The organism is Acidobacteriota bacterium, from assembly GCA_026707545.1.
Classification (GTDB): Bacteria; Acidobacteriota; Thermoanaerobaculia; order Multivoradales; family Multivoraceae; genus Multivorans.
Genome location: JAPOWR010000005.1, coordinates 111,796 through 134,368, shown reverse-complemented (window position 1 = coordinate 134,368; position 22,573 = coordinate 111,796). Strand labels below are relative to the sequence as shown.

Genomic DNA, 22,573 nt, shown 5'->3' with positions numbered 1-22,573 from the left:
TGCCTGTTAGAACACCCTGCCCGGCCTGACCCGGCGTGCGACTTGCCCAGGTAGCTCAGTTGGTAGAGCACCTGACTGAAAATCAGGGTGTCGGTGGTTCGAATCCGCCCCTGGGCACCACTCGACTCCGCCGCCGCTGCCCGAATCCGCAGGAAATCCGCAGAGGGCGACCATCCGGGCAATTCCCTGTTGCGAGGGTCAAGTTCCAGCACCTCAGACAGTTAGGACTCCACCCGGAGCACCGGGCGAAGAAACGCTGCAGCCGTCGTCTTGACACGACCTTCATCTGCCCTATACGTTGTTTCGCGGATAGGGACTGTGACCAAGAATCGCAACCCAATCCACCGGTCCAAGAGACGCGACCCTCGGATCGGAGCTTGAGAAGGGCGAAAGTCACGTTCGCGTGGTGGGCGCGCTTCAAGAGTGAGGGTCGGAAGGTCACGACTCGAAGCCGGGCTCGGCGGCGGAAGCCGCTTGGAGCCGGGAAAACCGAGGCGCAAGCCGAGGAGATCCTGACGCCATGAAGCTTCAGTCGGCGAGTGGCTCCCGTAGCCGAAGGCTTCCCGGGGGGCGGCAAAGAGAGGCGCAAGCCTCACCGCGCCAAAGCCAGGGAGGCGGCTTCAGGGAAGCGACCGGCCGGACGTTGCCCGGCAGCAGCGGAAGGCCGATCGGCAGCTGAAGCGCTTCATCGGCAGACGCTTCGGGGGCTTCGTCGTGAGACCCGACCAGTCGAGCGACGAAGTACCCCAGGGGCGCCAGGTCGAAGGAGAGAGACGCTAGGGAGTCCCCGCGGCGGCGGGCCGCAACGTGATCGGTTCCAAGGCGCAAGCCGGGGGACTGGACACGAAGCGGAACGGCGGCGTGGACCTTTCGGCCACCTGAGCCGGAGGGTTGACCGGGAAGGCGCAAGCCGGAGCGGGAGACCCGAAGGGGAGGGAGGACGGGAGGGAGTCCCGGCGAACCCCGGAAGGGACTGGAGGGGCCGCAAGGTTCCACCGCCGGAGTCGCAAGACACAGGCGCCCGGGCCCGAACGGAGGATCGGTGGCGCGCGAAGCGCTCCCCGACCGGATGCCCGCCAAGCTGAGGGTTGAGGAAACGCTAGCGAGGGATGGGAGGCTCAGGTCGATTCGGGTGAGAACCCCGGAGCGGTCCCTATCCTCTTTTCTTGTGGCCCCGAAAGGTAGCACACCGGCAGCCTAAGTGCAAGCGCCCCAGTAAGTTACGCGCAGACCCGCTGACGGGTCACGAACGGGTCACGCAACTGTCACGTACAGCCTGGAACGCTCTGTGCGTAGTCTTGTTTTGTGTCCTCGAAAAAGAGGACCCTAGAATCGGAACTGCAGTTTCGAGGATTGGAAACACCAGACAGGGGCTCAACCGTAGCTATCCAGGGGCTACGTCATGCAGCGCGATAACGGCACATCGCCCGGGGAAAGCCCGGAGCGGAGCGACGACGGCACGCTCGCTGCACGCCCTCGCCGGCTGAGGTTCGGCGAGTTCCGCTTCGATCCAGAGTCCCTGGAACTCTCCGGCCGCGGCCGCACGGTACGGCTTCAACCGCAACCCGCCCGGCTCCTCGAGCTTCTGATCGCGCACCCTGGCGCCGTCGTCTCGCGCGAGGCCGTCCGTCGCCATCTCTGGCCCGACCGGGTCCACGTCGAGTACGACCAGAGCATGAACTCCTGCGTGAAGCGGATCCGCATAGCACTCGGCGACAGCGCCGACACGCCCGAGTACATCGAGACGCTGCCGCGCCTCGGGTACCGCTTCCTCAAGCCGGTGAGCGAGATCGGCGACGACGACGACGACGAACCGGAGCCCTCCCGGGGCGGGGCCGGCCGGCGCTCCCGGCCTTTCGCGGCCATCGCGCTCGCCGCTCTTGGGGCGGTCCTGGGAGTCGTCGCGACGATCCTCGTCTGGCGCGCCCTCGACTCCGAACCGTCCAGCGCGAACGAGCCGCCACGGCCCGTGCTCGTGGTACTGCCCTTCACGCCGGTGGAGACCTGGTCCGGCGCGGACTCGTTCCGCGAGGGTCTGGAGCAGGAACTCATCACGTCGCTCGGCCGGCAGGCGTCCGATCGGCTGGCGGTCGTTTCGCGCGACCTCCGGCCATTCACGGGCGCCGGCGGTAGAGCAAGGCGGATCCTCGCCGACTACCTGCTCGACGGCCGCGTGCAGCGGCAGCAGGGTCGCCTCCGGGTCTGGGCCCGCCTGCTCCTGGCCGACGACGGGACCGTCCTCTGGACCGAGTCCTACGAAGGCGCCGAGAGCGACATCCTCGTCTTCGGCGCCGACGTGGGTTCGCGGATCGCCGACGAGGTCGTCACGCAGTTGGTCGTGATGGAACCGTCCTCCTGACCGCGGTCAGGAGCCGGAGCGCCACGAACCCGGACGGCCGGGGAGCCGGAGCGCCGCTTCGAGTTCGTCCAGGAAGCGGCTGCGCGGAATCTCCTCGGCGCCGAACCGGAGCATGTGTTCCGTGACCTGCTGGCAGTCCACGAACGCGTAGCCCCACTGCTCCAGGCAGCGAACCAGACGAACCAGCGCGATCTTGGACGAGTTCGAGCGCCGGGTGAACATGGACTCGCCGAAGAACGCTCCGCCGATCGAAACGCCGTAGAGGCCACCCACCAGTTCGCCGCCCTGCAGGCATTCGACCGAGTGGGCGTGGCCCAGCCGGTGGAGACGTTCGAAGGCGTCGATCAGGGGCCCCGTGATCCACGTGCCCTGCTGCCCGGCACGCGGGTTCTCGGCGCAGGCCACGATGACCTCCCTGAAGCGCGTGTCGACCGCCACCTCGAACGGCTCGCGCCGCAGTTCGCGCCGAAGACTGCGGGACGTTCTGAACCGCTACGGATACAGCACCAGGCGCGGATCGGGAGAGAACCACAGCATGGGTCCGTCCGGCCCCAGGAGCGGCCAGGGGAAGATGCCGGACCGGTAGGCCGCGAGCAGCCGTTCCGGCTCGAGGTTTCCGCCCACCGCGAGCAGACCGCTCGGATCCGCCAGTCGCGGCGAAGGGAAGGCGATGCGCGAATCATCGAGCCAGAAAGGCCCCCTGCGGTCCATCACCGGGCAGACTAGACGTTGAAGCGGAAGTGGACCACCTCGCCGTCCCGAACCCGGTAGCCCTTGCCCTCCAGACGCAGGGTCGCCCGTTCGCGGCAGGCCGCGAGCGATCCGGCATCGACCAGCTCATGCCACTCGGTGACCTCGGCGCGAATGAAGCCGCGCTCGATGTCGGAATGGACGGTGCCCGCGGCCTTGAGCGCCGTGCTGCCCCGGCGGATCGTCCACGCGCGGACTTCGTCGTCGCCGACGGTGAAGAAGGAGATCAGTCCCAACAGCTCGTAGCCCGCCCGCACGACCCGGATCGCGCTTGGCTGGTCAAGGCCGGCCTCGGCCAGAAAGTCGCCCTGATCGGCCGCGTCGAGGCGGGAGATCTCCTCCTCCAGGCAAGCGCTGACGGCGAGAATCCGGGTGCCCGGCGGGGCTTCGATCCCGGCGATCGCCGCGGGAACCGCCGCGACATCCTCATCGACGTTGAGGACGACCAGCATCGGTTTCAGTGAGAGCAGGCCGTAGCCGCGCAGCCGTTTCTCCTCCTCCGTGTCCAGTTCCAGACGTCGCAACGACGTTTCCGCCTCGAGCGCCGGCAGGACGCGGTCCGACAGCAGGGCGCGCTCGCGCTTCTCCAGGTCGGTGAGACCTCTCGTCCGGGCCTGAACGAGGCGCTCCAGGCGCCGCTCCACGACGTCGTAGTCCGCGAGAATCAGCTCCAGGTCGATGGCCGCGATGTCGCGCCGCGGGTCGACGCCCCCGGACGGGTGCAGGAGTTCCGGGTCCTCGAAGGCACGCACGACGTGGACCAGGCCGTCCATCATCCGCAGCTCCGCCAGGTCCAGCGTTTCTCCGCGGCCCCGGTCGATACCGGGGACGTCGACGAACCGCACCTGGGCCGGGACGAAGCGCCGGGGCTGGTAGAGGTCCCGGAGCCTCTCCAGGCGCCGGTCCCCTACCACCGCGATGCCCACGTTCGCGGTCTTCGACGCCCGGAACCTCCCCGTCGCCTTGCGGGAGGCGGTCAGCGCATTGAACAGCGCCGTCTTGCCCGCCTTGGGCAGGCCCAGGATGCCGAGCTGCATCTTCGCGACCCGGACTCAGAGGCTGGCGCCGAAGTTGGCCGCGAGGATGGCCAGGTCCTCGCCGTCCACCTGCCCGCTGCCGTCGAGATCGGCATCGGCGTCGAACCGATGCGACCTCGAGCCGGCGCCGAAGGCGAGGCCCAGGAAGACCAGGTCGCGGCCGTCCACGCGACCGTCCCGATCGACATCGCCCGGCGGCCGGACGGCGCCCTCGACCAGGAAACGGCCCAGCATGCGGTCGTACACGTTGCCCTCGGCATCGGCGACGCGCAGGGACAGCGTCACCACGCCCTCAAGCGGCTCCCCCGACGAGAAACGCCAGCGCAGCCAACGGCCATCGTCGCCGACGCCGGGCGCGGGCGCCGGCAGACCATCGACCAGGAGCGAGGCCGAACCCGTGTCGATGGCGCTCCCGAAGTCCCTCACTTCGACCTCCACGGCACTCGCCGCCGAAACCCCTTCGGCGCCGTGGGCGGGGATCAGGCGCGTCGGTACCGGCGGAACCTCGTCCGAGGACTCGAGCACGTCGCGGAAGGCCGAGGCGAGAAGATCGTAGCCGGCGCCGTTCGGATGGCCGACGGGATCCTCCGTGCCGGCGTAGTAGTACGCGTGGAACAGCCTCCTCTCGGTACTGAAGATCTCGAACGGATCGACCAGGCCACGGCCCCGAATCGCCGCCAGCCGCCGGATGGACTGCACCAGGTCCTGGTTCTGCACGTTGTTCGGATCGAAACGGGCATTCGGCAGGCGGGGAATCAGCGTGGCGTGGTACGCCGTCCAATCCGCGGCGGCCGCTCGGGCGGCCATCTGATCCAGGTTGAACAGGGTCGTTTCGGCTGAGATGTCGCGGCTGATGTCGTTGGTTCCCTCCATCAGCAGCAGGCAGTCGCCCGGCTCCGCGAGCACGTCGTCGATGCGCGCCAGACCTTCCGGCGTACGCTCGGCGCCGACGCCGCGGTTGTCGACCACCAGGCCGGGCACCAGAGCTTCGAGACGGGGCGGGTAGCCCGCTTCCGCGCGCCCCGGATCGTCACCGACACCGGCCGTGATGCTGTCGCCGAAAGCCTTGCAGCGACTCGGCGTCTGCGCGGCCGCGGCCGCGGCCAGAGCAAGCAGCACGGCGGCGAGCACGCCGGGCCGCGGGACGATTCGAGGGCGCCTGGAGAAGCAGTTACCAGTCAAGCGCGGGAATGTTACAGGCGCGAACGCGACCCTCCGATGGGTTCCTTTCGGCCCATTTATCTGCTATTCTGCATGTTTCTACGTGTCATTGCGATCTCCACGGCAAAGGAGAAATCCGATGATGAAGTCGATCGTTCGTCCAGCAGTACGCGCAATCGCCGCCCTGGTGGTCGGCCTGCCGGTTGCCCTGTCCGCACAGGACACGTCCTACGTCCTGATCGCGCACGACGACGACGCCAAGCAAGTCCTGCTCAGCGTCCACAATCCGACCGACGAGAGTCAGAGCTTCGACATTCTGCCGATCGTCTCCGGAACCAACGGCACCACGCGGCCCCAGCCGGCGATCACCATGTCGGTGGAGCCCGGTCGGACGATGCAGTACAGCGATCTGGCGGGTGAGGATCCCGCGATGGTCGAGCTCGTCACGAGCGGCGAACTCACCTTCCAGGCCTACACGATGCCCACCGACGAGAGCGGCAAGCGGGTCGGTCTGCGGGAGCAGGTTCCGATCGTCGACTCGACGAACATGGTCCCCGGCGGAACCTGGGCCTTCGTGAGCGGGATACGGCGGGACAGCCGCGATCGCTCGGACTACGCGATCCTCAACCTGTCGCACACGAGCACCACCTGCGAACACAGGGTGCGCAGCCACGATGGCAAGTGGGCCATCGAGTCCCGCATCCTGAACCACCTGCCGCTTTCCCTGACCTACGTCACCGATGTCCTGAAGGTGGTCGGCATCGAAATCGGCGATCACTACACGATCTCCACCAACTGCGCTGACAACTTCTACATCGCCGGACTGGTCGCCGACGACGAGGCGGACCGCCTGACCGTGCTGCAACCATCCCGGAGCGGCGGATCGGCGCTGCGACGGCCCGGGTACGACGATCCGCCGCCGGAGCCGGAACCGCCACCCGAACCTCCGACAGTAGACGGCTGCACGCGCGGCTGGGTGTGCGTCGACCTCGAGGGCAGGTTCCACCGCGCCACGAACGCTCGCCCCAGTTTCGAGACGAGGCTGGACACGCCGCCGGGAACGTACAAGCGGGTGGTCTTCCGCTTCAAGGTCCATCACGGCGGCTGGAACCGGGTGTCGTCGCGGAACCAGAACCTGTTCTGGCTGGCTCGCGAGAAGCACGTCGACCTGTTCGGGTTCGGCATCGCCAAGGGGCCCGGCGGACCGGCCCAGGTCTTCTACCGCACGGACTGGGGAGTCACCCACGTCAACAAGCAGCGGGTGGTGAAACACCACCTGATGCAGGCCGGCGAGACCTACGACGTGATGTTCGACTTCGACGCCGACGGCGGCCGCATCGTCCTGACGTTGACCGATTCGAGAGGCGTCGAGGTCATGCGGTCGGTGGGTCGCCCGAACATTTCCCGCGTCCCCTTCCATCCGGGGCAACGGATCGCGGTCGGCTTCGGTTTCCGCGGCGAGCACGAGACCGAACCGGCCCAGCCCGGCTGGGTCTGGTCGGACCTCCACATCGAGCTCCTGCCGCAGTAAGACCATAGAGTCGCCGGCATGAGGCGACGCCCCGCCGCGAAGACCCGCATTGCCGGTTGCGCCCTGGCAGTCGGAGCGCTCATCGCCGGCTGTTCCGAGGCGCCGCCGGCCCATCGCGGGCCGATCGTCCTGATCACGATCGACGCGCTGCGCGCCGATCTGGTCGGGACCGGCCTGATGCCCCACCTCGACCGTCTCGCGGAGGACGCGGACTGGGCCGGCACCGCGATCACCAGTTCGAGCTGGACGGTGCCGTCCATGGCGTCGCTCTTCGTCGGACGGCAACCCTGGCGGCATGGCGGTTGGCACGGCGCGCGGGCGGCTCTTCCGGACGATCTGCCCACCCTGCCGGAGATCCTTCGCGACCTCGGCTTCCGCAACGCCGCCTTCCGGTCGAACCCCTGGCTGACCAGGGATTACGGCTACGTTCGCGGTTTCGAACGCTTCGGCCCGGTTTCCCGGATGGAGCGGGTGACCGGGGTCCTTCGGGGCCTCGACGGCGGACCCCAGTTCGTCTGGATGCATGTGCTGCCGCCCCACGCGCCCTACCGGCTCCACGCCCCCTATCTCGACCGCCTGTCCGCGCCGCGCGACGACCTGCCGGCGCGGATCGGCCCGCTGGAGATGAGGCGGTTCGCCGATCCGGCGATCCCACTCGATCCCGACCAGAGGGAGCGCGCCTGGCAGCTCTACCAGCTCAACGCGGCCCATGCCGACGCCCAGGTCGGCGCGATGCTGGAAGCGCTGCGCGAAAGCGGCCACATGGACGATGCCCTGATCGCCGTGACCTCCGACCACGGCGAGGAGTTCGGCGAGAACGGACAGGTCCTGCACGGCAACAGCCTGCACCGCGTGCTGATCGAGGTGCCGCTGATCGTCAAGCTGCCGGCCGGCTGGCCGCGGCCGCTCGACCCGGGTCCGGTGGTCGCCAACTACCGCCTCTTCTCCACCCTGATCGAGGCCGCGGGAGGGGCGCCGCCGCCCGGCAGTCCACCGAGCCTGTTTACGCCGAGCGATGCCGGAGCGCTGTCCGAGCTCTATCTGGGCAACGGCACGAACGAGGTCTCCCTGGTCGAGGAGGGGCGCCAACTGGTGTGGGAGAGCCGGTTCGCTCCGGCCGAGGAGCGCTACTACGACGCGATGCTGGTGCTCGCCGACGGCGAACCGTCGGCGCCGCTGGCGGAGGAGCCGGAGGAACTCCTGGCCCGGCTCGAGCGGCGGTTCGAGTCAGCGCCGCCGCTGATGGGCGCACTCGGCACCCGGCCGCGACTCGAGGCGTTCGAGTGGTCCGCCGACGGCACCGTGCGGCCGGCTCCCGCCGAGGACGACTTCACGCGCCGCCTGCAGAGTCGCTGGCAGGCGGCGAACGGCGTCGACCGGCCCACCCTGCTCGCCGAACGCGGTGAACCGGAGATCACACCGGAGGAGATGGAGCGCCTGAAGGCGCTGGGGTACGTCGTGACGTCGCCGCGCGAGCGAGCACCCTAAAGCCGCGGCTTGGCCGCCGGCCGGAGCCGGAGGTCGACCATCTCGGCCGACGGCGGCAGAGCCGCCGCCTCGACGATCGCCGCCGCCACGTCGCCCGGATCGAGGAAGCGCTCCGCGTCGTAGCGCTGGCCCAGGCTGCGGCAGACCTCCTCCTGCATGCGGCTCCGGGTACGGCCCGGATAGACGCTCAGCACCCTGACGCCGTCCGCGTTCGCCTCGGCGCGAAGGGAATCCGCCAGAGCCCTCAATGCGTGCTTGCTGGCCGCATACGCGGCGCTTCCCGCGCCGGCCGCCAGTCCCGCCGTCGAGTTAACGAACACGACCAGGCCCCGGCTGTGCCGGAGACCCGGGAGCAACCGCCGGGTCAGGAGGTACGGAGCGTGCACGTTGACCGCGAGCTGGACCTGCAGGTCGCCCGCCGGCGCCGTTTCGAAGGGGCCCGCCCGGAAGGCTCCAGCGGCATGGACGAGGAGGTCGATCCCGCCGCCGAACGACTCCGCCTCCACCCCGGCCGCGTCGACCGCCGCGGTTTCGGTCAGGTCGCCGGCGACCGTGCGGATCTCCCCCGCGCGACCCGCGAGTTGGGCGGCCGTTGCCCGAAGACGCGCATCGTTCCGGCCCAGGAGCACGAGGGAGGCGCCCTCAGCCGCCAGCAGGCGGGCCACCGCGCCGCCGATCGCCCCAGTGGCTCCGGCCACGACCGCGATCCGCTCGGCAAACCTGCTTGTACCGCCGGGCACGCGCGCAGCTTACCGACCTCCCGCCCGGTAAGCTGAGACCGATGCGAAGGCCGCTCCGCCTGACGCTCGCGTTCCTTGCCTGGAGCACGGGGTTCCCACCGGCTCTCGCCGCCGACGGGCTGACCGCCTATCGGGGACAGAACTGGGCGCACCTGCAGACGGAGGCCGGGCAGCCGATCCTCTGGCTGGGCCCCGACCAGGCAGTGGAACTGCCGGCGACGACCGCCCCCGGGACATCGGTCCGCTATGACGACCTGGTGCTGCTCGGCGGGGACCCGGACGGCATCCAGGAATGGGCGGTAGCCGGTGTCGCCGTGGACAGGAACGGACCCCGTCTGAGGCTTCACCGCGGCCGCGGCGCCGAGATCCGCGCTCTTTCTCCCCCCGAGCGCCCGCGCGCCGGGATCCAGATCGCCTCCCCGCGCTGGCTGGCGGCCACCGGAGCCGGAGGCGTGCAGGGACTTGCCTGGCTCGAAGCGACCCGGCCGCGAGGCCAGGAGGTGTGGCTGGCTCCATATGAGGGCGGAGATTTCCAGCCCGCCACCCGCCTGATCGGCGCCGGGCCCGGTTCTCAAACCGCGCTGGACGCGGCCGTGCTGGCCGACGGCTCCTGGCTGCTCGTCTGGGCCGCCTTCGACGGCAGCGACGACGACCTCGTCTGGCGGCAGCGGCTGCCGGACGGAAGCTGGACCGGAGGCCGGGTCTCACCGGACAACCGGCTGCCCGACATCACACCCCGGGTTCTGGCGACGGCCGACGGCGCCGCGCTCGCCTGGAGCCGTTTCGACGGCGGCGTCTACCGGGTGCGGACAGCGCGCTTCGCGCAGGGGGAGTGGCGAAACGAGAGCTGGGCGGCGGGGCCGGATTCCCTCTACCCCGAGTGGACGGGGAACGGCGACACGCTCCTGTTCCTCCGTGGCGCGACGCGGACGTGGACGGCGAGCGGCCCCGGGCTGTCCCTGGAGTTCGCCGTGCCGACCGAAGCCCCGCCCGTTCTTGACCTCGATCCCTCGTCCGGCCTCCTGCGCGCGCACTGGCCTGAGGCCGGCGGCTGGAGATCCGCGGCCGGGACGCCGCCCGGGGTCCGACCGTGATCGGAGCAGTCGGAGCGTGGACCGCGCGGCTCCGGTCACTGCTCCGGAGCCGCGAAGGGCTGTTCGCCTGCCGGCCCGCGGTCGTGACCCTGGCCGCGCTGAGCTGCTTCCTGCTCACCGTCCCCCTGACGATCGGCAAACCCGGTCAGCCGCCGACGCTCAAGGCCGACGAGCCGGCCTACTACCTGATGGCGCTGAGCCTCGCCCGCGACTTCGACCTGCTCTACCAGCCGGCCGACGGCGACCGGTTGCTGGAGGAGTTCCCCTTCGCCTCCACCCACAACCTCATCCTGATGACCTCCGACGGCTGGGACACGGCGCACTACGGAAAGCCGCTTCCCTACCCGCTGTTCGCCGCGCCCTTCGCGGCGCTCTTCGGGGCCAACGGGATGGTGTTCCTCAACATGGCCCTGTTCGTCGCCATGGTGTGGCTGGCCGCCGTCTTCCTGGCCCGCCGCACCGCGCCCGCGACCGCCGCCGCGTTCGCCTGCGGCCTGCTGCTGCTCTCGGCCTGCTCCCGCTACGTGTTCTGGCTGCAGCCCGAGGTGTTCAACATGTTCGGCGTCTTCGGCGCGCTGTACTGGGGCTTCAGGCATCGCCGCCGGGCCTGGTGGCTGAGCGCCCTGTCCGGGGTGCTGCTGGCGCTGCCGACCTACAACAAGCCGATGTTCGCCGCGATCGCCCTGCCACTCGCCGGCGCGTACCTGCTGCGCCGGCAGTGGCGCACGGCCGCGGTCTGGACGGCCGGCTTCGCGGTGACCCTGGCCCTCCTGGCGGGGATGTCCCAACGGATGACGGGCCAGCTTCTGCCCTACCTCGGGTCCGACGTGCGGGCCGCCGTGCGGGTGTGCGAACCGGGAGGCTGGCCGGCCGAGATCGTCGAGGCGCGGCGGATCGCCGCCGGCGAGGAACCCGCAACCGGGGAAGCCGCCGAGGCGTTGGTCATTCCGGAATCTCCGACCGGCAACGCCTTCACGTGGCTGTTCCGCATTCCGCGCCAGTCGGTCGGTGAGGTGGTCGAGAACGTCAAGTACTTCCTGATCGGCCGGCACGCGGGACTGCTGCCGTACCACCCGTTCGCCGGCATCGCCCTGGCCCTGTTCCTGGTCGGCGGCCGCCGCGACCGCGACCGCTGGCTGCTGCTCGCGGCGCTCGTCGTGGTGGCGGGCTACTTCCTGCTCTTCATCGGCTGGAACTGGCAGGGGGGCGGGGGCTTCATCGGCAACCGCTACTTCGTGAGCCTGATGCCGGCGTTCCTGTTCCTGGTGCCCGGCCGGATCCCCCCCTGGACCGTGCCGACCGGCTTCTTCGCCGCCGGGCTGTTCGCCGGAGCGATGGTCCTCGCGCCCTTCGGCGTCACCGTTCCCGCGCCGACGCTGCAGGCGCACACCCGCAACGCGCCGCTTCGCTACCTGCCGTTCGAGTTCTCGCTGCGCAACGTTCCCGGCTACGAACGGAGGGGAGTCGCCGGCATGACGGTTCTGGGCAGAGCCGACCGGGTGCTGGCGCGGGGCGGCTCCTGGTGGGTCGCCGCTCGCGGTCCGAGCGAGCTCTTCATCGAGTCCCGGCACCGGTTCGACAGCCTCGTGCTCTCCGTCACTTCGCCGGTCGCGGGAAACCGTGTCCGTCTGAAGCTCGACGGCGGCCCGCCGGTCTATCTCGAGTTCTTCCAGGCCGACGAACGAATGCGAGTCACGCTGACCTCCCGGAAGCCGCACAAGGTAAGGCGGCGGGACGGTCACCGCAGCTACGTTCATCGTGTGCGTGTCGAGACGACGGGCGGGGCGCCGACGAAGTGGACCAGGGTCCGGCCGCCCGCGCCCTGCGCGGTCTACGCCTGGAACCGGGAGACCGAGGAGACCTTCTACCTCGGCGCCGAACTGCGCATCCTGGGCAGCGAGGAGCACCTGGGAGCGGATGTCTTCGCGGCCCGGATCGGCACCGTGGGCCTCGTGCCGTCGACCCTCGGCGCCGGCGCCGAGATCCAGCTCCCCGTGGGAGTGACGAACGAGTCGACCGTGACGTGGCAGCGCCAGGGAGGCGTCGGAGTCAACCTTGGTTCCCGCTGGCGCCGGGGCATCGCCGGGCCCGAAGACGAGGGCGTGGATCCCGGCCCCCAGGTCGGCCCGGAGGGGCGGCGCAGCCTGCTGCCGGACATGAGCCCGGGCGCCTTCGAGACGATCATGCTGCCGGTCCGCGCCCCGGACGAACCCGGCGACTACACGCTGGAGATCGACCTCGTGTACGAACAGGTCGCGTGGTTCGCGAGCCGCGGCGTCGCGCCGTTACGGCTGCCGGTTCGGGTCGGGGAGCCCTGACTAGAGCTCTTCCAGCAGGCCCGCCTCGGACAGGGCGTCCGCGGCCTCCCGGATCAGGTCGAAGGGCAGGCCCGAACGTGCCGCCACGTCGCCCAGCGAGTGTTGGCCGTCGCTCTGGTTGAGCACCCACAGCATGGCCATCTCCCGTTCCTTGCGCCCGGCGCCTCCAAGGCCGCCGTAGAGTCCGCGGCGGCCGAGCTGGGGTTCGCCGAAGGGCTCCAGGTTTCGGTAGCGGCGGTCGTTGGCCGGGCGCTGGGACCGCGTCTGCTCTGATCGGGCGACCGAGCCGGTGTGGACCGCGCCCTTCTGGCCGCCTTCGGCGGCAGCCGGCGGAGACGCCGGCGCACCCGGTCTTTCCTCAAGCACGGCAGCCGTCGCCAGGTAGGCGGCAAGCGCACCGGCCAGCGCACCGGCACGAATGAAGGACAGGTCGTCCGCCGAGGTGTGGTACTCGGGATACTGGCCCCAGGGGGTGCGTGTCAGGACGCCGACCGGCAGGTCGAAGCCGGGGGAGCAGTACTGGCGTTCGTCGTAGCCGAAGGGGAAGAAGTCCTCCGTGACGAGTTCCTGTCCCAGGCCGGAGAGGGCGGCGGCGACGGCGCGGTCGATCCCGGCGTCGCCGCGGCGGCTCTTCTTGTAGTGGAAGGCGCCCGCGTCGCCGAGGTTTGCGGCGATCAGGCCGTGGCGGAAGGTGTCCAGACCCTCCCGGTTCCGCGCCAGCCAGGCGATCGCGCCGATCGTGCCGGGGGCGAACAGGAAGCGGTAGCTGTAGCGGCGCTCGGGCACGGCGGCCAGCGCTTCGGCGAGGTGGGTCGCGACCGCGATCCCCGAGAGGTTGTCATTGGCGAGTTGGGGATGGCAGACGTGGCTCGAGATGACGACCTCTTCGGCGGTCGACCCCGGCAGAAGGCACTCACCCCAGGTCATCGAGCCGTCTCCGAGCGAGGCGTCGATGAACACCTCGTAGTCGCCATCCGGCAACGATTCGAGCAGTCGGTGGGGCAGGCAGAAGCCCCAGGTTTCCTCGTAGTAGGACGTGCGGTAAGGAATCAGGTCCGGCTGCTCCGGCAGGCTGTGCAGACGCGGACGCAGCTCGTTCAGGGAAAGGCGGCGGTGGACCGGGACGCTGTAGCCGACTAGGTGGAGGTTGTGGCCGGCGAAGTCGACGACGCGGCGGCCCGAGGGGTCGCGGATCCAGGCCTCGCGCGGGTTCCACTCCCGCGGCACGGTCCAGTCGAGAACCGGGGTGCCGGTGGGTAGTTCGTGGACTTCCAGGGGGATTCGGCTGGCTATCCGTTCCAGCGTCGCGCGGACGCCGTCGCCGGTCAGACTGCGAGGGATGGGGTAGAGCTCGGCGGCAAGGTCCATCATCGACCGACCGGCCGCGTCGCGGTCGAGGGCGGCAAGGGCCTGGCGGACGGTGGACATGCGCCTATTCTGCGCGAAGCTGTGTAGCTTGCCGCTTCGCGGCATCGCATAGATGCGCCGGAAGGGTCAAAGGTCGCCGGCCATTCGGCCGGCTGCTGTTTCATTGGGGCTACGCCGCTCCGCGGCTCCGCCCCCGAGCGGACCAGAAGGTCCGCGCACCCAGAGAACGGGCGGAGGTCCTGCGGGATGCCCTGCTGCAGTTGGGTTGCGCCCGTAGCGGCGCCGTGTCATCCGCATGTAGAGAAGCAAGCCACACCGGGGCCGCTCTCTGGGTGCGCGGACCTTCTGGTCCGCTGCCGCCGGAGGCGGCCAGAAACACGCCGCCGCGAAACGGCGACCGCAACCGCCACAGGCGCCTGCCGTATCATCCCGGCCCGTGGCCGAACGTGCTGGCGCCGCTTCCTTCATTCGCGGACTGCTGGTCGCCTGCGGCCGCGACCTGAGGGCGGGTCTGCTGTTCGGTGCGCTGCTGTTCGGCGGGCCGATCTCGCTAGCGCACCTGGTGCACAACCGGACGGACAGCGCCGTCGCCGGAATCGCCGCGCTTCTGCTCTTCGCGTTGCTCTACGGCGTCTGGGCGGGCGCCGCCTTCGGCGGCCTGAGCCTGCTTTGGCGAACGCTTGCCCACCTGCGCCGCAGGCCGGCGCGCAAGCCGACCGTGCTCGCCGCCTGCCTGTTCAACCTCGTCTTCCTCGAACTCGTCCTGTTCTACGGCCTGACTTACGGGCAGGTCCCCTGGTTCACGCCCGCCGGCTTCTGGAGCATGGCGCTGTTTCTTGCCGTGGCCGCTGTTCTGGCTGGCGCCGCCATCTGGATCGGCACCTGGGTGGTCGCGGCTCGGGTCGCCCGTCTCGCCGGCGCCGATCGGCTGCCGCGGCTCGTGGTCGCGCTCGCCCTGGCCCTGCTCGGGGCCCACGTCGTGTTGCCGATCGCGTTCCGGCTCGCTCCGCAGGAAGGGGCGGCGTCCTTCGACCCGACGGCGCTGGTCGCCGGCGCCGGACCGCCGGTCGCCCTGCTGGGTTTCGACGGGGTGGACCCCGACATGCTCCAGGATCTGATCGACGACGGCGAGCTGCCGAACCTGGCCGAGTTCGTCCGCGAGGGCACGTCGAGCCGGCTCGGGACGATCAGCAACGCCAACTCCGCGGTGATCTGGGCGTCGATCTACACCGGCGAGACGCCCAAGCGGCACGGCGTTCACGACTTCTACCGGATTCGCTTTCCCGGTTCGGGAGCCGGCCTGTTTCCGGTTCACCGCACCAGCTTCAAGGAGCTGATCGAGCGCGTGGCATGGGCGCCGGGGATCTCGCGGCGCTTCGTCAACCGGCTCGACCTGGCGTCGCCGCCGATCTGGGAGATCGCGGATCGCGCCGGCCTGCCGACGGTCGTCGTCGACGGCTACTTCTACTCGTTTCCTGCCCAGCGGATGCTCGAACCGTCGAGCCGGCTCCTCGGCTACGGCCTGAACGACACCCTGGCGGCTTCCGGCGGCGCGGAGACGACGCTCGAGTGGTTCGCCCAGCCGCCGGATGTGCCCGGGGAGGTCCTGGACGCGGCCGCCGGCCGGCCGGACCTCGACTGGCAGCACCGGGCCGTGATCTCCCTGCTGGAGCACCGCTCCGCGCAGGGCGAGCCGCCGCCGCGCTTCCTCAACCTCTACACCCATGAACCGGACACCGTCTCGCACCAGCGCTGGCGCTGGGCCGAACCGGAGCTGTTCCCGTTCGTCTCCCGGGCCGGCATCGAGGAGCACGGCGAGGCGGTGGCCGATGTCTACCGGCGGATCGACGACCTGGTCGGCGAGTTGCGCCGGGCCCTGGGTCCGGAGACGGTCTTCGTTGTCGCCTCCGACCACGGACAGTCGCCGACCTTCGTCCACCGGCTGTACACCCAGCACCGGCACGGCCCGGACGGCGTCCTGCTGATGTATGGCCCCGGCATCCGGCGCGGCCACCGGCTGGAGAGCAGCCATGTGCTCGATGTCTTTCCGACCGTGCTGGCGCTGCTGGGTCTGCCGCTGCCGGAGGATGCCGAGGGCAGGGTGCTGGAGGGGGCTTTCGAGGCGTCGCCGGAGGCGATGTCGGCGCGCCGCGTGGCGACCTACCGTGACGCATGGCAGCCCGTCGACACGGTGGGCGGCACGGACGTCGAGCGGACGCGGCAGGAGATCGAGCGTTTGAAAGCGATGGGTTACCTGTAGCGGTCGCGCTGCTAGGGTCGCGCTCCCCGCGTCGGCGCGATGCGGGTCGAACCGCGAGTTGCCTGAAGGAACTGGACATGGCGAACGTAGCCGTCGTCGGTATGCAGTGGGGCGACGAGGGCAAGGGGAAGATCATCGATCTCCTGTGCCCCGCCTTCGATGCCGTGGTCCGTTTCCAAGGCGGCAACAACGCCGGCCATACGGTCAAGTTCGGCAGTGGCGAGGGTGACGAGCACTTCGCGTTGCACCTGATCCCCTCCGGCATCCTGCACCCGGGGATGGCCTGCTACCTGGGCAACGGCATGGTGATCGACCCGGACGCCTTCCTGGGCGAGGTCGCCCAACTGGAGCGACGAGGCATCGAAACGGCCGGCCGGCTGCGGCTTTCCGACCGGGCGCATGCCCTGACGCCGGTGCACGTGGCGCTCGACATCGTCCGCGAGGAGGCGCGCGGCGCGGACCGCATCGGCACGACCGCCAAGGGCATCGGCCCCGCCTACGAGAGCAAGATCGGTCGCACCGGTATCCGCCTGGCGGAACTCGTCGCCGGCGGCGAGGCGATGAGGAACCGACAGATCGTGCGGGTCGCGGACTTCGAGCGTCCGGCCGCCGAGGGCGCCGAGCTGGACCCCGAAGCCGCCGCGGCCGCCTTCACCCGCTGGGCGGAAAGCCTGTCCCCCTACCTGTGCGACCTGTCGGTCGAGCTGGACGATCTGATGCGGACCGGCGGCACTGTCCTCTTCGAGGGAGCGCAGGGCGCCCTGCTCGACGTCGACCACGGGACCTACCCCTACGTGACGAGCTCCAACTCGACGACCGGTGGCGCCGCGACCGGCAGCGGCGTGCCGCCGACGGCGATCGACGGAGCGATCGGGGTGGTCAAGGCGTACACGACCCGCGTCGGCGAGGGGCCGATGCCGACCGAGTTGTTCGACGACGTGGGGAGCCACCTGCGGGACCGCGGACACGAGTTCGGCACGACGACCGGCCGTCCGAGGCGTTGCGGCTGGCTCGATCTGGTCGTCCTGCGCCACGCGAGCCGGGTCAACGGGGCGCGCTGCCTGGCGCTGACGAAGATCGACGTGCTCGACGAGCTGGACGAACTCCAGGTGTGCGTCGCCTACCGCATCGGCGGCGAAGTCGTGCGCAACCTGCCGGCGGTGACCGACCGGCTGGAAGCCGCCGAGCCGATCTACCGTACGTTCCCCGGCTGGAAGCAGGACACGCGCGGCGTGCTCGACCGGAGCGACCTGCCGCAGGCCGCGCTCGACTACATCGATTTCCTGGAGCAGGAACTCGAGGCCAGCGCGGACCTGATCTCGTCCGGCCCGCGACGGGAGGAAACCGTCGTGAGCGGCGGTGGGAGTCTCGAGGGCTGGCTGGGGGAGCGGATCTCCAGGGTCCAAGCGGCGGTCGGCGAGTAGAGCCGTATACTGCGCCGGGCCGTTAGCTCAGTTGGTAGAGCAGTGGACTTTTAATCCAAGGGTCGGGGGTTCGATCCCCTCACGGCCCACCACGGCGTCCCGCTAGCGCGGCGCGTAGTACCAGATCGGCGACGACCAGGCCCGCTCCTGGATCGTCGCCGGGACACCGCCGCGCGGCTCGACGCCGGCCCGCAGCGCGTCCCAGGTGGTCCAGCGGCAGGTCGGGTTCTCGAGTACGCGCACGTAGTAGACCGCGTCGGTGCCCGGGTCGAAGTCCGGGTCGTCCCACACCCCTGCCAGTTCGCCGGCGCCCAGGTCTTCGCTGAACGAGCAGTCGGAGAGATCGACGGTCGCCCCGCTGTCGGGACAGCGGTGCGTTTCCGGATCGACCGTTCCGCCGTCCGAGCAGGCGACGTCGTAGACCTGCTCCCGGATCTCCTTGCGGTAGCCGCTGTCGTACCAGCCCTTGACGACCTGGAGCCGCTGCAGCGGGGCGCTAAGTCGGTCCTGCTGGGCCCAGACCAGGAAGCGGGGCGCCGCGTCGCCGTCGGCGACCAGGTCGCCGCCCATCGGCACGCCGCCGGCGTAGGCCTGTTCGATCAGGTCCGGGTTCGCCGGATCGAGGCCGTCGTAGTCGAATCCGGCGAAGAAGCGGAGCCGGATGCGCGTGCCGGAGGTGGCGTAGGTCTCCTTGCGGCGCATCCCCTGGAAGATGGCGTCCCGGGTGTTCTCCTCGGCCCACACCGCGGCGAGGCCGGAGGCCGAGAACTGCGCGCTCCGCATGCCGAAGTAGGGACCGAGTTCGTCGTCGACGACGGTGCCGCGGGCTCGCGCGGCGGGCGGCAGGCCGGCGATGTAGTCCAGCCGTTCCCGGGAGACCGGCACCGCGCCCCGGTTCTCGGGGCTTACCGAGGTCGGCGCCGAGCCGAAGTAGTTCGACTCGTCGAAGGAGGGCGCGCCGTTGTGCGTGTCGCTGGAGCCGACGAAACCGATCTTGAACGGGTTGCCGCGTCCCTCCTGCTCGAGGGCCAGACCGTTGGCCAGGGCCTGCCGCGCGTAGCTGCCGTCCGGATTGCTATGGGCGGTGATCCTGCCTTTGCGGGTGTTCAGGATCTCGAAGTTGGCCCACTCGTCGTCCGGCGAGAGCCTGGGGTGGGTCTCCGACGTGCCCTTGACCTGGGTCAGTTCGACCAGCGGCTCGTTCCGCATGCGCTGCTCGGCGAAGGCCTGGTCGACGGCGCGGCCGTCGGAGTACTTGAGCCGGAACACCTGGCCGTGGGACTGGTTGGAGTTGTGCGGGATCGCCAGGCTGTCGACGCCCTGCTCCCGCAGCCGGTCCATCCAGCTCCAGAGCTGTTCCGGCTCGTGCGAATCGATGCGGGTGAACGGCCGGGCCGGCGCCCTGGACCCAGCGAAGATGACGTTACGGTGGTACGCCGCCGACTCCGGCGCCGGCGTCGACGAGGTCCACTCGTAGGCGATGAACGTAGTGAAGTTGCCCGGGTCGTTGTGGCGCTCGGCGGCGAGGATCGAGTCCTCCCAGGCCGAGCGGTGGGCGCCGTCGTCGAAGGACGCGTACTGCATCTGCGGATGATTCGCCATTCGCGCCCGCTGGCGCCGCAGGAAGCCGCCGTCGGTGCGCATCTGGCGGCCGAAGCGCTCGCGGAACAGAACCGAGCGCATCTGCACCGAGTACGGGTTCAGGTTGTCGCCCTCGTTGACGCCGTGGAACGCCTGCGCGCCGGGAAGCTGGCCCACGCGGGTCGACGGATCGGCCCACTGGGGCACCATGCCGAGAAAGAACCCGTGGTCCGAGACAGCGAAGAAGTCGAGGGGCTCGCGGAGCTTCATCTCGTTGCCGAAGGAGCTCTCGATCGCCTCGCCCCTGGCGAACCGGTAGCTCTCGTCGGGCGTCACCTCGGTACCGAGGAGGTAGGCGTCGAAGGAGTAGCGGGTGTGGACGTGGACGTCGCCGAAGTAGACGTTCCGGTGCTCGTTGTAGCCCTCCGTCCGCGACGCCGGCGCGGGCGTCCCGGCGTAGTCGTCGATCGACAGGGAGGTGTCGGTGCAGGCCAGGACACCGAGGCTGAGACCTGCCGCCAGGACCGGCACGGCCCGGAGCCGGCTTCGGTGAGGGAGGTGAGGTGAGGTCGTTCGAGGCTTCGACATGGGCATCTCCACAGGGTAGCGCGCCATAGGATCGAGTCCATGCGAATCCCATCGATGGCCCGGTTCATCCTCTTCTCCACGTTGGCCACGGCGATCGCTCCGGCGGCGGGGGGTGCCGACGACCGCGGCGCCCTGCTCGAACGAATCGACCGACTCGTCTCCGACTCCATGGAGGCCACGCAGACGCCCGGCATCTCCGTCGCCGTGCAGCACCGCGGCGAGTTGATCCTGGCCAGCGGCTACGGCTTCGCCGACGTCGAGAACCAGGTGCCGGCAACCGAGCACACCGTCTACCGGATCGGCTCCGTGACCAAGCAGTTCACCGCCGCCGCGGTGATGAAGCTCGCCCTGCAAGGCAAGGTCGCCCTCGACGATCCGATGACGAAGTACTTCCCCGACTACCCGGTCGGCGAGTTCCACATCACGGTAGGCCAGTTGCTCGATCACACGAGCGGCATCAAGGGCTACACCGAGATGCCGGCGTTCTGGGAGCAGGGCCGCCTCGACCTCTCGCACGAGCAGATGATCGAACTGTTCTCGACCGTGGCGTACGAGTTCGAGCCGGGTGACCGCTACCAGTACAACAACTCCGGCTACTACCTGGCGGGCCTGCTGGTCGAGAAGGCGAGCGGCAAGTCGTACGCGGAGTACCTCGAGGAGACCTTCTTCCGGCCGCTCGGCATGCGGGAGTCGCACTACCTCTACAACGACCCGATCGTGCCGAACCGCGCCGAGGGCTACCGGGTCGAGGACGGCGTCCTGCTGAACGACGAGCCGCTCTCCATGCACCTGCCGTTCGCCGCCGGAGCACTGGGCTCCAGCGCCCTCGACCTGGTGCGCTGGATCGTGGCGCTCGGCGCCGGCGACGTGGTCGGACCGGACGGGCTCGAGGCGATGACGACCAGGCGACGGCTGCCCCGCGGCGACGAGATCGGCTACGGCCTCGGCCTGTTCGTCGGCGAGATGGCCGGCCGGCCGAAGATCGAGCATGGCGGCGGCATCAACGGTTTCCTCAGCCAGCTCTCCTGGTATCCGGACGACGACCTGATCGTCACGGTTCTCGCCAACTGCAACTGCGCCGAACCCGGCCCGCTCGAGGCCCGCATCGCGAGGGCCGTGCTCGGAGTGGCGGAGCCAGACCATCTCGCCGCGGACCTGGCCGAAGACGAGTTGAAGCGCTACGCCGGCATCTACGACTTCGGGCGGAGTCCGCTACCCGTCGCGGTGAGGGACGGCAAGCTGCTGATCGCCGGCAGGGAGACCGTGCCGATCGGCGAGCACCGCTTCGCCGGCACCCGGGACAAGGAGCAGATCGCGATCTTCGAGGTCGACTCCGGGACGGGCCTGGCCACGCACCTGCGACTCGAACGCTGGGGCCAGGTGCAGCGCGGCCAACGGGCCGGCACAGACCCGTAGAGGACGTCTCATCATGTGGGAACGGCTCGCCTGCAGCCGTCTCAGATGTGCCACTCGATCGTGTCGCCGTTGTAGTCGGTCGTCACTCGCCGGGCCGGCGGTGAGACGCGACCATCCTCCATCTCCTCGCTCCAGCGGGTGAACGCCTCCTTCAGCTTCGCGACGACCTCCGGATTGTCGGCGGACAGGTCCTCGGACTCACCGGGATCCTCGTCGACGTCGTACAGGCGAACCCGGTCGCCGGCCATCAGCAGCTTCCAGGAGCCGTGACGGACGGCCGCGTTGGGCCCGGAGCGCCAGAACAGGTACTCGTGCGGCGTGCCCTCCGTCTCGCCTGACAGGTAGGGGATCAGGTCGACCCCGTCGAGCCGGTAGCTCTCGACGTTCGGGACGCCCGCCAGGCTGGCCGAAGTGGCGAAGAGGTCGAGCGAGCTGATTGGGTGCTCGTAGACGGTGCCGGCCGAGATGCGGCCGGGAAAGCGCATCAGGAAGGGCACCCGGATGCCGCCCTCGTAGAGGTTCCGCTTGTGGCCGATCAGGGGGCTGTTGTGGACCCGTTCGGTGTCCGCGGTGCTCATCGCGCCGTTGTCCGCGGTGAAGATGACGAGCGTGTTGTCCGCGAGGCCGTGCTCCTCGAGCTTCGCCAAGACCATGCCGACGGCATCGTCGAGCGCACTGACCATGCCCGCGTAGACGCGCCGGTACTGATCGTCGAAGTCCGGGAACCGCTGGTAGTGCTCGTCCATCACCTGCATCGGGCCGTGCGGTGCGTAGAAGGCGAGGTAGAGGAAGAAGGGTTCGTCCCTGTTGCGGTCGATGAACCGGGTCCCTTCGCGGGCGAGTTGGGTGGTCTGGTACTCCTTCAGCTCGTCCTCCTCGCGGCCCTTGAACATGGCGACGATGCGGTCCGGGTTCCCGCGGGTCACCGGCTTCATCTCCAGCGCGTGCGCGCCCGGCCAGCTCGGGTCGACGTAGTTCATGCCGGACGGCATGCCGTAGAAGTAGTCGAAGCCGCGGTCGAGGGGATGCAGGAGCCGCCGCATGCCGAGCTGCCACTTGCCGATCGCGGCGTTCGTGTAGCCGGCGGTCTTCAGCGCGTCGCCGATCGTGCGGTGGTGGATGCCGAGCGTCCCCCGGGCGGCGCCGATCGGCGGCACGGTTTGCGAGTTCAACTCCTTGCCCCAGCGCTGCTGGTAGCGGCCGGTGATCAGTCCGTTGCGCGACGGGTTGCACACCGGCGCGGTCATGTAGCCGGAGACGAAGCGGACTCCCTGCTCGCCGATCGAGTCGATGTGCGGGGTCGGGATGCTCGCGCCGCCGTACGCCGAGATCGCGCCGTAGCCGAGGTCGTCGGCGAACAGGAGGACGATGTTCGGCGGATCCTCGGCAGCGGCCGACGACGCCAGCAGGAAGGTCAGGAGGAAGGGAGTGAGCCTCTTCATCGAATCGTTCCCCTTT

General features: G+C 69.7%; 14 protein-coding genes, 2 tRNA genes and 1 pseudogene. 10 read left to right on the top strand and 7 right to left on the bottom strand.

The window, feature by feature from the left end:
• The first annotated feature begins 44 nt into the window (after positions 1-44).
• Both OXG83_16640 and OXG83_16635 read left to right on the top strand, forming a co-directional pair.
• Positions 45-120: transfer RNA gene (locus OXG83_16640), tRNA-Phe, on the top strand.
• Positions 121-1,402: 1,282 nt separating this feature from the next.
• On the top strand, positions 1,403-2,359 hold the full coding sequence (locus tag OXG83_16635; protein ID MCY3966651.1) for a winged helix-turn-helix domain-containing protein: 957 nt from the start codon (positions 1,403-1,405) through the stop codon (positions 2,357-2,359).
• Between the two features lie 6 nt (positions 2,360-2,365).
• On the opposite strand, the pseudogene aat reads toward OXG83_16635, so the two are convergent.
• The 3 genes and pseudogenes from aat to OXG83_16620 form a co-directional block, all read right to left on the bottom strand.
• Positions 2,366-3,070: pseudogene (gene aat / locus OXG83_16630) on the bottom strand (leucyl/phenylalanyl-tRNA--protein transferase).
• Positions 3,071-3,081: 11 nt separating this feature from the next.
• Positions 3,082-4,146: a redox-regulated ATPase YchF gene (gene ychF / locus OXG83_16625; protein ID MCY3966650.1), complete on the bottom strand. Its 1,065-nt coding sequence runs from the start codon at positions 4,144-4,146 to the stop codon at positions 3,082-3,084.
• Positions 4,147-4,161: 15 nt separating this feature from the next.
• Positions 4,162-5,328, bottom strand: a complete 1,167-nt coding sequence (locus OXG83_16620; GenBank protein ID MCY3966649.1) for a GDSL-type esterase/lipase family protein — start codon at positions 5,326-5,328, stop codon at positions 4,162-4,164.
• A gap of 121 nt (positions 5,329-5,449) precedes the next feature.
• On the opposite strand from OXG83_16620, the gene OXG83_16615 reads away from it, so the two are divergent.
• Positions 5,450-6,838 carry a hypothetical protein gene (locus OXG83_16615; GenBank protein MCY3966648.1) on the top strand — a complete coding sequence of 463 codons (1,389 nt, stop codon included), beginning with the start codon at positions 5,450-5,452 and terminating at the stop codon, positions 6,836-6,838.
• Positions 6,839-6,856: 18 nt separating this feature from the next.
• Positions 6,857-8,326 (top strand): sulfatase, encoded by a 1,470-nt coding sequence (locus tag OXG83_16610; protein MCY3966647.1) that lies wholly within the window; start codon positions 6,857-6,859, stop codon positions 8,324-8,326.
• Here OXG83_16610 and OXG83_16605 read toward each other — a convergent pair.
• On the bottom strand, positions 8,323-9,024 hold the full coding sequence (locus OXG83_16605) for an SDR family NAD(P)-dependent oxidoreductase (GenBank protein ID MCY3966646.1): 702 nt from the start codon (positions 9,022-9,024) through the stop codon (positions 8,323-8,325). The genes OXG83_16610 and OXG83_16605 overlap by 4 nt on opposite strands.
• Positions 9,025-9,107: 83 nt before the next feature.
• Here OXG83_16605 and OXG83_16600 point away from each other — a divergent pair, with 83 nt between their 5' ends.
• Both OXG83_16600 and OXG83_16595 read left to right on the top strand, forming a co-directional pair.
• Positions 9,108-10,160 (top strand): hypothetical protein, encoded by a 1,053-nt coding sequence (locus OXG83_16600; protein ID MCY3966645.1) that lies wholly within the window; start codon positions 9,108-9,110, stop codon positions 10,158-10,160.
• On the top strand, positions 10,157-12,478 hold the full coding sequence (locus tag OXG83_16595) for a glycosyltransferase family 87 protein (GenBank protein ID MCY3966644.1): 2,322 nt from the start codon (positions 10,157-10,159) through the stop codon (positions 12,476-12,478). The genes OXG83_16600 and OXG83_16595 overlap by 4 nt, the downstream gene beginning before the upstream one ends.
• Here the strand turns inward: OXG83_16595 and OXG83_16590 are convergent, their stop codons facing one another.
• On the bottom strand, positions 12,479-13,849 hold the full coding sequence (locus OXG83_16590; GenBank protein ID MCY3966643.1) for a DUF4910 domain-containing protein: 1,371 nt from the start codon (positions 13,847-13,849) through the stop codon (positions 12,479-12,481).
• A gap of 433 nt (positions 13,850-14,282) precedes the next feature.
• Between OXG83_16590 and OXG83_16585 the strand changes: the two genes are divergently transcribed.
• The 3 genes from OXG83_16585 (at position 14,283) to OXG83_16575 (ending at position 17,622) form a co-directional block, all read left to right on the top strand.
• Positions 14,283-16,106, top strand: a complete 1,824-nt coding sequence (locus OXG83_16585; protein MCY3966642.1) for an alkaline phosphatase family protein — start codon at positions 14,283-14,285, stop codon at positions 16,104-16,106.
• A 77-nt stretch (positions 16,107-16,183) separates the two neighbouring features.
• Positions 16,184-17,530, top strand: coding sequence for an adenylosuccinate synthase (locus OXG83_16580; protein MCY3966641.1), 1,347 nt, complete (start codon positions 16,184-16,186; stop codon positions 17,528-17,530).
• A gap of 16 nt (positions 17,531-17,546) precedes the next feature.
• Positions 17,547-17,622: transfer RNA gene (locus tag OXG83_16575), tRNA-Lys, on the top strand.
• 10 nt (positions 17,623-17,632) lie between these two features.
• Here the strand turns inward: OXG83_16575 and OXG83_16570 are convergent.
• On the bottom strand, positions 17,633-19,699 hold the full coding sequence (locus OXG83_16570; protein MCY3966640.1) for a DUF3604 domain-containing protein: 2,067 nt from the start codon (positions 19,697-19,699) through the stop codon (positions 17,633-17,635).
• 39 nt (positions 19,700-19,738) lie between these two features.
• Here OXG83_16570 and OXG83_16565 point away from each other — a divergent pair, with 39 nt between their 5' ends.
• Positions 19,739-21,115 (top strand): serine hydrolase, encoded by a 1,377-nt coding sequence (locus tag OXG83_16565; GenBank protein MCY3966639.1) that lies wholly within the window; start codon positions 19,739-19,741, stop codon positions 21,113-21,115.
• 41 nt (positions 21,116-21,156) lie between these two features.
• Here the strand turns inward: OXG83_16565 and OXG83_16560 are convergent, their stop codons facing one another.
• A complete protein-coding gene (locus tag OXG83_16560) occupies positions 21,157-22,557 on the bottom strand; it encodes a sulfatase-like hydrolase/transferase (protein MCY3966638.1) in 1,401 nt (466 codons plus the stop codon).
• Positions 22,558-22,573: the final 16 nt, after the last annotated feature.